This is a genomic window from Nocardioides caldifontis, assembly GCF_008087345.1.
Lineage (GTDB): Bacteria > Actinomycetota > Actinomycetes > Propionibacteriales > Nocardioidaceae > Marmoricola_A > Marmoricola_A caldifontis.
Genome location: NZ_ML701735.1, coordinates 1 through 13,534 on the forward strand (window position 1 = coordinate 1; position 13,534 = coordinate 13,534).

The following is a 13,534-nucleotide window of genomic DNA, read 5'->3' on the forward strand; positions in this document are numbered from 1 at the left end:
CGTGATGGTCCTCGAGGATTCTGTGGAAGGTTGACTCGAAGGATCACGCGGTGGCCGCGCTTCGTTCCGACGTACACGCCGGCGACGATCTCGACGACCGCGCTACACCACTATCGGGGACTCAACTGTCGGCCCCCCGCACTTGCGCTTGTCAGGCATCGTTGGATACCAGGGGTGGGATCTGCTTCGCTCGCGTGACGGTGGACGTTGGGGTGAGTCGCCGAAGCGCGTCTCCCAGGCGAGGTGTGCGCGCTCCCCAGCACGGCCCCGTCGTCCGGCGCGATTCCCAGGACGGCGGGGCCGTCGCCCGACCTCCCAGCCGGGCGCGGCCACGGGCGAGGCTCCGCGCCTCACTCCTCCCAACGTCAGGGACGGAGCCTCGCCGTGGACGGGCTCCACGCACCACGAGCAGGAAAGGCACGCCGCGAGCCGCCCAACCGAGACTGGCGGCTACTCATGCGTACGACAACAGCAGCACGGCGGCATCAACGTCGCCGAGATGCCTTCAGCGCGTCCGTCCGGCGGCGCCGACCAATCAGGTGAGCGGGAGTCACACCGCTCACCGCACCGGCGACGGGCCGTCGCCAAGTCGAGCGGACGACCAGGAGCCCTGCCGGTCATAGACGACGAGGTTGGGGCTTCTCTGCACTCCGGGACGGATGAGCGCGGCTCCCGCGCCGGGTGGGTGGCGGGTGGCGCAGGAGCCGCCGGGCGGGATGCATCGCCCGAAGTCAGGGTTGCGGCTACCTGACAGTAGAGGGGTCTCGTGTGGTCCAGATCACAACGGCCGCTGTCCGGCCTGACACGAGAAGTCGACACAGCTGGAGCGGAGCCCGCATGCACTCGACCCCAGCGGATACCACCTCGACGCCGGACGCCCGCGGGGGTGACATCCGGTCGCCATCCTCTGCGGATCAAGCAGTCGGACGCCGAGGCTCTGGCGAGCCTCAAGTCCCCTTGCGCAGCATCCGAGACTTGCTGTGAGCCCCGCGGCGCGTCCCCCGTCGGCGCGGGGCTCGCTCATCGTCCGATGTCGGCCTGGTCGCTGTCGAGTTCCGGGCACGGCCCTTCCGCGCCATCGAGGTCTTGCGGGCCGGGCCCGTCGTTGCCCGCGGCCCCGTCAGGTTGCTCCTCACGACACCCATTCTCTCCGGAAACCTGCTCGTCAGACGTCTTCGTCCATCTCGCGCACTTCCCGACGGACAACGCGTTGCCGCGGCCACCTGCGAGAGCCCCCGCTGCCCTGCGACCGCGTCGCCCTCGTGCCGCCGGGAGTGTCAGGCGAGCCTGCAGCCGCTCAGCTCGACGCCGAGGTCGCCACCGTCGTCGAACTCGCCGATCACCGTCACCGTGTCGCCCTTGTCGACGGAGGACAGCTCCTTCGTCGACATGCCGTAGCAGTCGACCGTCCAGAGCTCGAAGGTGTCACCGCCGCCGATGCGCAGGATGTACTTCTCGTCGTCGAAGAGCTCGGTGTCGACCTCGTCCACGACGCCGGTCACCTCGAGCGTCTTCCCCTTGTACCTCATGTCGCCGGCGAGCTCGTTGTCCTGGAACTCCTGCACGATCTGGTCCGCGCGCACCTTGATGGGCTTGCTCGGCGGCTTCCTCTCCTGCTTCTTCTCCTCCTTCTCGGGTTCCGGTGCTCGCTCCGGTTCCTCCGCCGTCTCCGACGGTTCCGTCGTCGGTGAGGAGTCGCCCGCCGGCTCGGACGAACGGGCTTCGGAGGTGCTCCCCGCTGCCGTGTCCGAGGTGGAGTCGTCGGTCGACAACGCCGCACCCACGATGCCCAGTCCGCACAGGCCGACGGCGAGGGTGCACGAGGTGATGAACCACCAGCTCGTGTACCAGGGCGTCTTCGGACGTGCACCGGGCGGGCTGACCGGATAGCTCTGCTGCCCGTGGTGCGCGCCGCCGGCGGCCGCCCACGCCTGCGGCGCAGGGATCCAGCGGTGTCCGTCCCACCACCACCGACCATCCGACGACCACTGCGGCGCGGCTCCCTGGGGCCGGTTCCCTGGACCGTTCTGCGAAGGCGTGCTCATGGATGACCCCCCCATTCCGCAAGAGCGAGGCACCGACGTCCTGCTGTACCCCAGGCCCGGCTTCCCCGGCCGGGCTCAGCCGCAAGATAGCAGCGCAGACCGACAGCATTGGTCCCGCGCCACAGGACCGTCTCCCCTGTCCGGGGCCGACCTCCGTTCCTAGCGTGACCTCATCGGCACGGAGGTCGGGGGGTCCATGCGCTCACTGCACGGAGACACGCGGAGGCAGGCCACGACCGGGGCGCGGGTGCTCGCGCTCGTCGCCGCGATGGCCGCAGCGCTCGCCGGGATCGGGACCGCGTCACCCGCCGCGGCTGTCGACCCGGACGTGGTGATCACGATCAACCCGACGACCACACCGTTGTCGGTCTACTTCGACGTCGACGAGTCATGGCCGCCCCCCGGCACCTCGTTCATCGCCACGACGATGAGCGGGACGATCGAGAGCTGCCCCGCGGACAGTGGCGTGACCCGTCGGGAGATGTACTTGACGCAGGACGGCCACAGCGCCTGGTGGACGGTCGGCGGCGCCAAGGGCGCCTGGGACTGGGACTGCTCATGGGGCCCGGACATCTCGATGCAGTTCGCGATGGACCCGGCGCACCCGCTCCACCCCGGACCGGCGACCGCGACGATCGAGCTGTGGGGCGACGACCCCGACGAGCCGGTCGCCCGGGTGACCCGGACGGTGACGATCCCGGCCTCCGCCCCCACGGTGCCGACGAAGGTCACGGGAGCGATGACCTCCGGCACCAGCGCCCGGATCAGCTGGAGCCCGCCGGTCGTCGACGGCGGGCCGACGATCTCCGGTTACCGCGTCGCCCGCGACGGAGGTACGGCGGGCGGCAGCGGGTGGTCCACCACCGTCCCGGGATCCGCCCGGTCGCACACCTTCAACAACCTGAGGGCCGGCAGCACCTACGCCCTCTCGGTGGCAGCGGTGAACGCCAACGGCACCGGCCCGACGACGACGATCACGGTCGAGGCGGGCACGCCGGGCACCCCGACCTCCGTCACCGTCCGCTCGACCGCGGGCGGGACGGCGACGCTGAGCTGGGCGCCGCCGACCACGACGGGCGGTTCGGCGATCACCGGCTACCGCGTCAGCCGCGACGGCGGCTGGTTCGACAGCGTTCTCCCGTGGGCGACCACGGTGTCGGCGAGCACCCGTTCCCTGACCTTCCGCAACCTCTCGCCCGGCGAGTACTACACGTTCTCGGTCGCTGCCACGAACCGCACCGGCACCGGGTCGCCGAGCTCGGTCTCCGCCTTCCCGGTCGCCCCGCCGAGCGCGCCGCGGATCGGCACCGCGTCGGCGGGCACGGCCGGCAGGCCGATCACCGCCACGGTCCGGTGGAGCCCCACCTCGGGCGGCTCGTCGGTCACCGGGTACGTCGTCCGCGCGCTACGGATCAGCGGCGGGATCGTCGTCGGCACCACCACGGCGACGGTCGGCCCCGGTGCGACGTCCCACGTCATGACCCTCCCGAGGACCGGCAACTACCGGTTCACCGTCCAGGCCACCAGCCTGGCCGGCTCCAGCCCCCAGTCGGCCCGCTCGAACCTCGTCGCCGGCCGCTGACCCGCACCTCCGCGGGACGTAGGTCACGAAAAGTCAACGAGGCGCGCCGAAAAAATGGTTGAACCAACCACAAGTGGGGTAGACCAGGCAGCGGTGGGGTTGGACGGATTGGAGGATCCGGATGACCCAGCAGGACAGCGTGACGGAAATATGCGTGGCCGTGTCGGCCTCGCCGTTCAACCGGATCCATCTTGCCGCCCCGGGGGGAGCGACGCCAGGCGGGACCGCTCTCTGTGGTGCCCGCATCCGCGGCAGCGAACGCGTACGCCGCTTCCTGGTCGCCGGGTGCGCCGACTGCGCCCGCGAAGCCGTGGCCAGCGGGGTCCTGGCGGCAGCCGACCGCACGGGAGCAGTCAGCCTCGGCCGGTTCACCTCGGTGGCGTGGCAGGGCGGTCCGGTCGACTGAGTCCTACTCGCACGCCCATCCGTCGCCGTCGGCGTCGAGCCCGTGGAGGTCGTCACCGGTCACCCTGACCGGTCCGCCGACGTCGCCGCAGTCCACGTCTGGAGGGTACGGCGGCACGCAGGGGTCGTACCCGGGCGCGCACCGGCCCCCGCCGGACCGAGGTGGCGCGTCCAGCAGCCCGCGCGGCTGGCGGCAGCCGAGGTCGGGCGAGCGTCGGTCCACCCGGACGTACCTCGGCTCCCGCGGGTGGAACCCGTAGCCGTCGCGCGAGTCGTAACGCGCCACCGCCAGCCCGCGCCGGAGGAGCACCAGCCCGGCGTCCACACCGTCCACGTCGACGTACCGCAGCAGCCGGCCGTACCGGTCGCGGTCCTCGTCGGTCCGGCCGAGCGTCACCCGCTTCCCCACCACGAGCCGGGAGAGCACCCGCGACGCCCGGTCGTGGCCGCAGTCCCCTGCCTCCGGGGTGTCGATGCCCGCGAGCCGGACCCGTCGGCCGTCGGCGAGGTCGAGGGTGTCGCCGTCGACGACGTGCACGACGAGGACGGTGCGCTGCGGCTTCTGGGGCCGTTCGGGCTTCCGGGGCCGCTCCTCCGGTCGCTCCGGTCGCTCCGGTCGCTCCGGTCGCTCCGGTCGCTCACGGCGCGGCCGCTGCCGCGGTTGCCGCGTCGGCTCGGTCTCGGCGGTGACCTCCCGCTCGGAGGACCGCCCGGCGCGCGGCTCGTCGGTGACCGGGGTGCACCCTACGAGGGCGACGGCGACCACCAGCAGAAGGACGGCGCGCAGCCGGGAGCTCACCTCGCCGCGCGACGTCCGACGCCGGCACCCCGACGCGCGTTGCGCAGCCTGCGAAGCCGCTTGACCAGCAGCGGGTCGTGCTCGAGGGCCTCGGGCCGGTCGAGCAGCGCGTTGAGGAACGGGTGGTACTCCCCCATCGTCATCCCGACCTGCTCGCGGACCGCCTCGTCCTTGGTCGGGGCGTGCTTCCACCAGCCCCGCTCGAGCTCCAGCACCCTGCGCTCGCGGTCGCTGAGGCCGCCGCGGTCCCCCTGCGTCATGCCGTGCATCGGTCCCATTGTGCGAGGCGTCCCCGGACCCGGCCAAATCAACGGTGCCGGTCAGCGCGGTGCCGGTCAGCGCGGTGCCGGTCAGCGCGGTGCCGGTCAGAGCAGGACCTCGTGGACATAGGCGTCGATCTCGCCGATCAACGCGTCCTTGCCGGGCCGGTCGAGGAACGACGCCTCCACCGCGGCCCGGGCGAGCCCCGCGATCCCTTGTTCGTCCAGGTCGAGCAGGGTCGCGGCGATGTCGTACTCGCGGTTCAGGTCGGTGCCGAACATCGGCGGGTCGTCGCTGTTGACCGTCACGAGCGCCCCAGCCGCGTACATCTCCTTGATCGGGTGCTCGTCCAAGGTCGCCACCGCCCGGGTGGCGATGTTCGACGTCGGGCACACCTCGAGCGGGATCCGGTTCTCGACCAGGTGGGCGAGCAGGGCCGGGTCCTGGGTCGAGGAGGTGCCGTGACCGATGCGCTCGGCACCGAGCTCGCGGATGGCGTCCCAGACGGTCTCCGGACCGGTCGTCTCGCCGGCGTGCGGGACCGAGTGGAGGCCGGCTGCCCGCGCCGCGTCGAACGCGGGCTTGAACTGCGGGCGCTCCACCCCGATCTCGGGGCCGCCGAGCCCGAAGCCGACGAGGGTGGGCGGCGAGACGGGGAGGTACTCGACGGTGGCGGTGGCCGCCTCGACACCGAACTCGCCGGGCACGTCGTAGATCCAGTGCAGCCGCACGCCGTGGTCACGCTCGGCAGCCACCCGGGCGTCCTCGATCGCCTCGACGAACGCCTCGATCGGCACCCCGGCCATCACGTTCGTGTACGGCGTGCAGGTCAGCTCGGCGTACCGGATGTTCTGCGCCGCCATGTCCGCGGCCACCTCGTAGGTGAGCATCCGGACGTCCTCGGGGGTCCGCACCAGGTCGACGACCGCGAGGTAGACCTCGATGAAGTGCGCGAAGTCGCGGAAGGTGAAGAACGCCCGCAACGCGTCGAGGTCCGACGGCACCGTGCCCGGGTGCCGCTCCGCGAGGGCCGCCACGATGCGCGGCGAGGCCGAGCCCACGTGGTGCACGTGGAGCTCGGCCTTCGGCAGCCCTGCGATGAAGTTGGTGTACGGCGACGTCATGCCGCCCAGTGTCGCGGAACCGGGTCAGGCGACCTTGAAGGCGCGGCGGGCCACGCCCTTGCTGTAGTGGGCGTCTCCGGAGTAGCGGACGACGAGCTTGTGCTTGCCCTTGGTGAGCTTCGGCAGCGTCACCGTGGCGCGGCCGCCGACGAGCTTGGCGGACTTGCGGACGACGACCTTCTTGCCCTTCTTCACCACGACCTTGAACTGGCCCTGCGGCAGCCCGGCCTTCCGCTCCACGCGGGCGACGAGCTCACCACCGGCCTTGCGCGTCGGCGCGACGAAGTACGGGATGTCCACCTTGGCGGCGGTCGCCTGCTGCGCGACCGCGGACGCCGGAGCGACCGGGGCGGCCTGGGCGGCGGGCATCGAGACGACGCCGACCGTGAGGGCGGCGGAGAGCACGGCCGTCGCGGCACGACGGGTGAGGGTGAGCATCGAGGTCAGCGCCTTCCTTCGAGTTCGGTCGCTCCTGGGATCGGCCGCCGCGGGGGTGCACTTGAGCACGACCCCGCGGCGGTCCAGACCAGCCCCTACCGGCTCAGCGTGCTGTCGGTTCACTTCACATTGAAGCGCTTCTTCGTGGAGCCCTTGAGGTGGCCGGCGTCGCCGAGGTACTTCGCGGTCAGCACGTAGGTGCCCTTCTTCAGCTTCGGCAGCACCACGGAGACGCGCCCCTTGGCGAGGTGGCCGCGCTTGGTCGCGACAGACTTCTTGCCCTTCTTCAGCACGACCTTGACGGCGCCCTTCGGCTCGCCGGTGAACGGCGAGGAGACCCGGACGGCGACCGAGCCCTTCTTCCCGGGCTTCGGCTTCACCAGCTTGTTCACCGCGACGGTGGCGCCCCGCTTGACCGCCTTGCCGAAGGAGACGTCGAACGGCAGTGGCGGCTTGGCGTCCTGCATGCCGGCGCAGCCGGTGCTGTAGAAGTGCGCCTGCAGCGAGGCCGGCATCTCCTTGACGAACGCCGCGGGCCACGAGCCCCACCAGCCGGTCGCGCCGCCCGCCGCCGAGCAGCTGGTCGTCTGGCCGTCGATCCCGGCCGTCACGCCCTGGTAGTCGGGGGTCACCCGGAAGCCCCGCGCGGTGAAGCCGCTCAGGTCACCGGCTCCGAAGGTCATCAGCACGACGCGGCCGAGGTCCTTCGCCGGGACGGTGCCTCCGTCGCGGTCCTCGCCGGCGGAGGTCTGCACCCGCATCGTGACGTTGCCGGAGCCGTTCTTGCGGACGGTGAGCACCGGGTCGGTGTAGGTCTCGCTGGGCACGCCGAACATCGCCGGGTACGCCGCGACCGTGTAGCTGCCCTCCCAGGTCAGCGTGGTGGCGCCGGTGGCCGGGTCGACCGTGCCCTCGCCACCGGTGAACTTGACCGCGGTGACGTCGGTGACGTCGGCCGGCAGCGACGTCGCCGGGGTCGGGGCGACCTTGTACTCGGTCTGCGTGGCACCAGGAAGCACGTGGGCGTCACCGGTCGCGCCATTGATCGTCCAGGGGGCGAGTGTGCCCTTCTGCGCGTAGCCGCTGATCCCCCAGGTGAACGTCGCGCCGTCGACCCTGGTGGTGGCGGCCTGGGCGGTGGTGGGGGCGGCGGCGAGCACGCCGGCACCCAGCGCGGAGGCCGCGAGCAGCGCCGCGCCCCTCCGGGCGCGGTGGCTGGTGGATCGAGAATCGAACCCAGTGGTGGGCATGGTCGTCCTTTCGTCGGAGCCGCCCCGGAGCGGGGTCGGCAGGGCAGGCGGACCCACCGGACGTGGGCTCGCGCGGTTGGTGCGGGTGCGAAGGGGTGGCTCGGGCGCGGCCGGCTCAGCCGGGGCGCCGTAGCGGGAGGGCGAGCGCGGCCGCCGTCAGCAGCAGCCCGACGCTCCACGGCCACAACGGAGCGCGCCGTTCCGGCGCGCTCGCGGGCGCCAGCTCGGGCGCGGCCTGGCGGACCGCGGTGTACGGCGCGGCGACGGGCACCGCTTCCTCGCGCGTACGGGCGTTCGGGCTGGGGCTGGAGCCCGTCGCGGTGGAGGTCGGCGGGGCCGCCGGGGTCGGTTCGTCCGTCGCGGGCGCGGTCGGCGTGGTCGGCGGGCTCGGGCTCGTCGGGTCGGGACCGGGACCGGGCGGTGGCACCAGCTCGGGCTCCTCGACCGGCGGCGTCTCCTCCGGCTGCTCCTCACCGGGCAGCGGTTGGGGGTCGGCCGCGTCCCAGCTCACGGTGACGGGGAGCGGGACCTTGAAGCGGTCGGTCGAGGAGCCGGTGGAGTAGAAGAACGGGGCGACGCCGAGCCGCTCGGCGTGCCGGAGGAACGAGGCGGGGAAGGCGCCCCAGGCGCCGGTCCGGGTCTGCGCGACCTCGTCGCCCGAGGGCGTGTGCCGGACCCGGAGGTACGCCGGGGTGGCGGAGAACCCCTTCTCCCCCGCGAGGTCGGCCTCCGGCAGCTCGGCCAGGGTGACCCGCTGGCCCGCCACCTCCTCCCAGGTCCCGGTGTCGGTGCGGTCGCCGGCGAACTCGCTCACCACCGCGGTGAGCCGCCGGCCCGAGGGCGTCACCTCGAGGACCGGGTCGGCGACGTAGAACATCGTCATGCCGGAGTAGTAGAGGACGGTGAACGAGCCCGACCACGAGATCGTCGCGGTGCCCGCGACGGGGTCGACCTCGCCCGTGCCCCCGTCGATCACGACCTGGTGCTGGCTGAACCTCGCCTCGCCCGCCGAGCCCAGAGGGGCGCCGTCGGGGGTGGTGGTCAGCCCCGCCCAGGTCGCGGTGGCGTAGCTGCCGTCGGGCCGCTGCTTCTCGATCCGCACCGCACCGGCCGTCGCCGACCAGTCCTGCTGGCGCAGCGTCCTGCCGCCGCCGCCCGGGTCGGGGACCTTGCCCGCGGAGAAGAAGTTGGTGGTGCCGGGAGCGTGCGCGGTGTTGTTGGACTCGTTGTTGAGCCCCCACCGCAGCTGGGCGTCCGTGACCGTCAGGACCCCGTCGGGGACCTCCTCGGCCGCGGCCGACGTCATCGAAGTCAGTGCGACAAGAACAGTGGCGACGAGCGCGGCGGCGCGGCTCCTGGTCACGACGCCACCGCCCGGCGCCGCCGGATCACGGGGAACACGCCCCTGGCGACGGTCAGGCCGACGGCGAGCCCGAGCACGCCTGCGGAGACCGCGAGGAACACCACGGCGCCGACGCTCCACTCCTCGGTGGTGGTGGTCGTCGGCGTGCTGCGGGTGTCGGCCGCGGTCGCGACCTCCGCGTCGCCGGCGGCGACCGGGAAGCCGAGCTCGGCGGTGCGCCCCGACGTCGCTCCGGTGACCTGGAGCGTGTGGGTGCCGACGCCCACGTCGGCAGGGAGCGGCAGCACGCCGGCCAGGTCGCCGGCGGCGCTCGCGGTCAGCGGCCCGACGGCTGCGACGCCGTCGTCGAGGGACGCGACGACCTGCTCACCGGGCTGCAACCCGCGCGCGGTGAAGGTGAGCACCCGCCCCTCGACGGCGGTGGCCCGGTCGACGGTGACCCGGAGGGCGCCCGTGCCCTTCCCGCCTCCCCTCCCGCCGGCCTCGCCGCCGGCGGCCTCCGGGTCGTCGGTGATGCCGTCCGTCCCCGGCGTGCCCTGCTCCGTGGTGCCGGTGTCCTCCTCGGTGGTGTCACCCGAGCCGCCGGCGTCGTCACCCGGGGTCTGGCCCTGCAGCGACGCGAACCGCACCGGCGTGAAGGTCTCGTTGCGCGCGTTGACGACGCCGTGGGCACCGATCGTGATGATCCCGCAGGTGACCTTGCGGCAGTCGACCGTGCCGCCGGCCGTGTCGAACACCGCGCCTGGCACGACGAGCTCGACGGTGAACCGCCCGTCCGCGGTCATGGTGCCGCCGTTCGCGGACCCCGCGGTGTCGCTGCCGGGGAACGCGACGTACCGCTGGAATCCGGCGTTCTTCTTCGACTGGCTGTCCGGCACGTACTTGTAGTCGGTCCCGGAGGCGCCGCCCTGCGACGGCTTCCACGCCCCGCCGCCCCGGACCCAGCCGAACATCACGTAGACGCCGCCGAACCCGCCCTCGACCGACTGGAAGCCGCTGGCCCGCAGCGTCAGCGTGGTGGCGTACGTCGGATCGGCGACCGGGTCGCCGTTCGCGTTGCCCACGTCGATGCGCCCTGCGGCGGTCGCCGGCGGTGCGGTGAGCACCGCTGCCAGGACGGCGAGCAGGAGCAGCAGGGGAAGGCGCCTCACGGTCGTGCCTCCTCGGACGGTACGGCGGTCAGGGTGCGGGGTCGGGCCGGCCCGCCCCGCTCGGGGAGCACGAGGAGCGCGCCGGTGGTGGGGTGGCGGAGGACCTCGACCGGGTGCTCGTAGACCTCGGCCAGCAGCGCGGCGTCGAGGACCTGCTCCGGGGTGCCGAGCGCGGCGACTGATCCGCGGTGGAGCAGGCAGATCCGGTGGGCGTACGCAGCGGCGAGCGAGAGGTCGTGGAGGACGACCACCACGGCGTGGGCGGCGGCGGCGAGGTCGGCGCTGTGGCCGAGGACGACCTCCTGGTGCTGGAGGTCGAGGGCTGCGGTCGGCTCGTCGAGGAGCAGCAGCGACGCCTGCTGCGCGAGGGTGCGGGCGAAGGAGGTGCGGGCCTTCTCGCCGCCGGAGAGCGTCGGGAACGCCCGGTCGGCCAGCGGGAGCACGCGGGCGGTGCGCATCGCCTCGTCGACGACGTGGTCGTCGAGCTGCTCCTCGTCGTGGCCGCGCCACGGGTGGCGTCCCATGGCGACGACCTCGCGGGCCCGGAACGGGAACGAGAGGTGGTGCTCCTGGAGGAGGACGGCGCGGCGTCGGGCCAGCGCGGCCACGGGTGTCCGGCCGAGCGGCCGGCCGTCGAGGTGGACCGTGCCGGCCGTCGGGGTGATGTCGCCGGCCAGCACCGACAGCAGCGTCGACTTGCCGGCGCCATTGGGGCCGACCAGCGCGAGCACCTCACCGGCGCGGACGTCGAGGTCGACGTCGCGGACCACGGGGTTGCCACCACGGTCCACGCGGACCCTGCGCGCCTCCAGCACGGTGCTCGTCCCGGCGCTCATGCCCACCCTCCCGCGGAGCGGCGCGCGCGGCGCAGCAGCCAGAAGAAGAACGGCCCGCCGACGAGCGAGGTCAGCATGCCGATCGGGAGGTCGGCGTAGTCGACCAGCGTGCGGGCTCCGAGGTCGGCCCAGAGGAGCAGTGCCGCGCCGCCGAGGGCGCTGGCCGGCACGAGCACCCGGTGGGCGGGACCCGTCACCATCCGCACCAGGTGCGGCACGACGAGCCCGACGAAGGCGATGATCCCGGCGAAGGAGACGGCTGCCGCGGTGAGCACGGCGACGGTGACGATCGCCCCGAAGCGGGTGCGCTCCACGTGCACCCCGAGGTGGCGGGCGGGGCGCTCCCCCAGCGCCAGCAGGTCGAGGCGGCGTGCCAGCGCGAAGGACGCCAGGAGGCCGACCGCGAGGAGCGGGGCCACCACGCCGACGTACGGCCAGCGGGTGCCGTTGAGGCTGCCGAGCTGCCAGAAGACGATCTCCTCGCGGGCCTGGGTGTCGGCCAGGAAGAGCAGGAACGCGAGCGCGGCGCCGGCGACGGCGTTGACCGCGATGCCGGTCAGGACCAGCGTCACGACCTCGGTGCGGCCGTCGGCCAGCGAGAGGACGTAGACCAGCGTGGTGGTGAACAGCCCGCCGAGGAACGCGAACAGCGGCGTCGTCCAGGTGCCGAGGAGCGTGACCTCGAAGGCCATCGCGGTGGCCGCCGCCGCAGCGGCGCCCGCCGACACCCCGACCACGCCGGGCTCGGCGAGCGGGTTGCCGAAGACCCCCTGCATCAGGGCGCCGGCGCAGGCGAGGGCAGCGCCGACGAGGAGCGCCATCGTCACCCGCGGGAACCGGACGGTCCACAGCGTCGCGTCGCCCTGCGGGTGCGTCGGCATCGGGCCGAGATCGATCCCGGCGCGGTGGAGCAGCGAGCCGAGGACCTCGTCCGGAGGCACCGGCAGCTGGCCGGACCCCGCCGCGACGAGCACCCCGGCGCCGAGCGCCACGGCGAGCACCAGGAACAGCACGCCGGTCCGGCCCCGACGCGGGCCGCGTCCGGCCGGCACGTCCGCGGGCGCAGCCGCCGGGGCCGGGGGCCGGGAGGCCACGTGCGCGGTCACAACGCGTCCGGGGCGTAGATCGCGACCGCGAGGGCGTTGAGGACCGCCGCGGTGCGCGGGCCGAACCCGAGGATCTGGCCGTCGGGCATGTCGACGACACGGCGGTTCTTCCCGGCCGGCGTCTGGGCCAGGGCGGGGAACCGCTCGAGCAGCCCGTCGACGCCGCCGACCGACTCGAGCCCCTTGCTCATCATCAGGACCAGCTCCGGCTGCGCGGCGACGAGCCCCTCGTCGTTGAGCGGCTTCATGCCGTCCCAGCCGATCTCGGCGCTCACGTCGTAGCCGCCGATGGCCTCGATGAGGCTGTCGGCGCCGGAGCCGCCGCCGAGCATGTAGTAGACGCCGCTCTGACCGCGTGCGTAGAGGAAGACCGTGCGCAGCTTCTCCTGCACGGTGTCCGGCGCGACGGCGTCGATGGCCGCGCGGACGTCGTCGACCTCGGCGCCGACGCGGCGAGCGAGCTGCCTGCCGGCCTCGGGCACGCCGAGGGCGGCGGCGACCTGCTCGATCAGCGGCACGACGCCCTCGAGGCTGCGCTCGGGGTCGACCACGACCACCGGGATGCCGGCCTCCCGCACCTGCAGCACGACGTCCCACGGCCCCAGCGAGGTGTCGGTGAGCAGCACGGTGGGGTCGAGCTCGAGGATCGCCTCGGCGTTCAGCTCGTGGCCGTTGTGGGTGACGACGGGGCGGTCGGCGATGTCGGGGAAGGTCGAGGAGACGTCACGGCCGACGACCTGCTCGCCCAGGTCGAGCTCGAAGACGGTCCGCGAGAGAGTGCCGTTGAGGTCGAGTGCCAGGATGCGGTTCGTGTCCTCGACGGTGACCTCGGTGCCCTGGTGGTCGGTGACGGTGGCGGGCAGCCGCTGCTCGGGCGAGTCGGTCACGGGCTCGACCGGCTCCTCCGGCAGCGCGACGCTGCTCCCTCCGGTCCACGCCTTCGGGTCGTCGACCGGGTCGACCTCGGCGATCGGCGGAGCGGTCGCCGCCCCGGTGGACGTCCCGGTGGACCCGTCGGTGGTCCCCGTGGCGGTGCCGCCGCAGCCGGCGAGCGCCACGACCGCGACCGCCGCCGCGAGCCGGACCGGACCCTGCTTCAACTCTGCCGCCTCAAGATAGGTTAGCCTTCCCTAACTGAGGGGACCCTAACATCACGAACCGGAGTCGATGCCAC

General features: G+C 73.2%; 13 protein-coding genes. 2 read left to right on the forward strand and 11 right to left on the reverse strand.

The genetic code is table 11. The features are described 5' to 3' along the window. Positions 1-1,277: 1,277 nt before the first annotated feature. Positions 1,278-2,045 (reverse strand): OB-fold protein, encoded by a 768-nt coding sequence (locus FIP57_RS00005; protein ID WP_162529624.1) that lies wholly within the window; start codon positions 2,043-2,045, stop codon positions 1,278-1,280. Positions 2,046-2,241: 196 nt separating this feature from the next. On the opposite strand from FIP57_RS00005, the gene FIP57_RS00010 reads away from it, so the two are divergent. Both FIP57_RS00010 and FIP57_RS00015 read left to right on the forward strand, forming a co-directional pair. Then, positions 2,242-3,627 (forward strand): fibronectin type III domain-containing protein, encoded by a 1,386-nt coding sequence (locus FIP57_RS00010; protein WP_148570689.1) that lies wholly within the window; start codon positions 2,242-2,244, stop codon positions 3,625-3,627. Between the two features lie 121 nt (positions 3,628-3,748). Next, positions 3,749-4,033: a hypothetical protein gene (locus FIP57_RS00015; protein WP_148570691.1), complete on the forward strand. Its 285-nt coding sequence runs from the start codon at positions 3,749-3,751 to the stop codon at positions 4,031-4,033. Between the two features lie 3 nt (positions 4,034-4,036). Here the strand turns inward: FIP57_RS00015 and FIP57_RS00020 are convergent, their stop codons facing one another. From FIP57_RS00020 to FIP57_RS00065, 10 genes are all read right to left on the reverse strand, one after another. Continuing rightward, positions 4,037-4,831 (reverse strand): thermonuclease family protein, encoded by a 795-nt coding sequence (locus tag FIP57_RS00020; protein WP_148570693.1) that lies wholly within the window; start codon positions 4,829-4,831, stop codon positions 4,037-4,039. Beyond that, entirely contained in the window at positions 4,828-5,100 is a 273-nt protein-coding gene (locus tag FIP57_RS00025) for a DUF3263 domain-containing protein (RefSeq protein WP_238993179.1), read from the reverse strand. Before FIP57_RS00025 ends, FIP57_RS00020 begins: the two co-directional genes overlap by 4 nt. 96 nt (positions 5,101-5,196) lie before the next feature. Next, the gene (locus FIP57_RS00030) at positions 5,197-6,216 is read right to left on the reverse strand and encodes an adenosine deaminase (RefSeq protein WP_148570697.1); all 1,020 of its coding nucleotides are present in this window, start codon (positions 6,214-6,216) and stop codon (positions 5,197-5,199) included. Between the two features lie 24 nt (positions 6,217-6,240). Further along, positions 6,241-6,654 carry an Ig-like domain repeat protein gene (locus FIP57_RS00035; RefSeq protein WP_148570699.1) on the reverse strand — a complete coding sequence of 138 codons (414 nt, stop codon included), beginning with the start codon at positions 6,652-6,654 and terminating at the stop codon, positions 6,241-6,243. Between the two features lie 119 nt (positions 6,655-6,773). Continuing rightward, the gene (locus FIP57_RS00040) at positions 6,774-7,904 is read right to left on the reverse strand and encodes a hypothetical protein (protein WP_148570701.1); all 1,131 of its coding nucleotides are present in this window, start codon (positions 7,902-7,904) and stop codon (positions 6,774-6,776) included. A gap of 115 nt (positions 7,905-8,019) precedes the next feature. Next, positions 8,020-9,267 carry a hypothetical protein gene (locus FIP57_RS22975; RefSeq protein ID WP_162529625.1) on the reverse strand — a complete coding sequence of 416 codons (1,248 nt, stop codon included), beginning with the start codon at positions 9,265-9,267 and terminating at the stop codon, positions 8,020-8,022. Further along, on the reverse strand, positions 9,264-10,418 hold the full coding sequence (locus FIP57_RS00050; RefSeq protein WP_148570703.1) for a hypothetical protein: 1,155 nt from the start codon (positions 10,416-10,418) through the stop codon (positions 9,264-9,266). Before FIP57_RS00050 ends, FIP57_RS22975 begins: the two co-directional genes overlap by 4 nt. Continuing rightward, positions 10,415-11,254: a heme ABC transporter ATP-binding protein gene (locus FIP57_RS00055; RefSeq protein WP_148570705.1), complete on the reverse strand. Its 840-nt coding sequence runs from the start codon at positions 11,252-11,254 to the stop codon at positions 10,415-10,417. Before FIP57_RS00055 ends, FIP57_RS00050 begins: the two co-directional genes overlap by 4 nt. Beyond that, on the reverse strand, positions 11,251-12,360 hold the full coding sequence (locus FIP57_RS00060; RefSeq protein WP_148570707.1) for a FecCD family ABC transporter permease: 1,110 nt from the start codon (positions 12,358-12,360) through the stop codon (positions 11,251-11,253). Before FIP57_RS00060 ends, FIP57_RS00055 begins: the two co-directional genes overlap by 4 nt. Then, a complete protein-coding gene (locus tag FIP57_RS00065; RefSeq protein ID WP_238993180.1) occupies positions 12,357-13,460 on the reverse strand; it encodes a heme/hemin ABC transporter substrate-binding protein in 1,104 nt (367 codons plus the stop codon). The genes FIP57_RS00060 and FIP57_RS00065 overlap by 4 nt, the downstream gene beginning before the upstream one ends. Between the last annotated feature and the right edge of the window lie 74 nt (positions 13,461-13,534).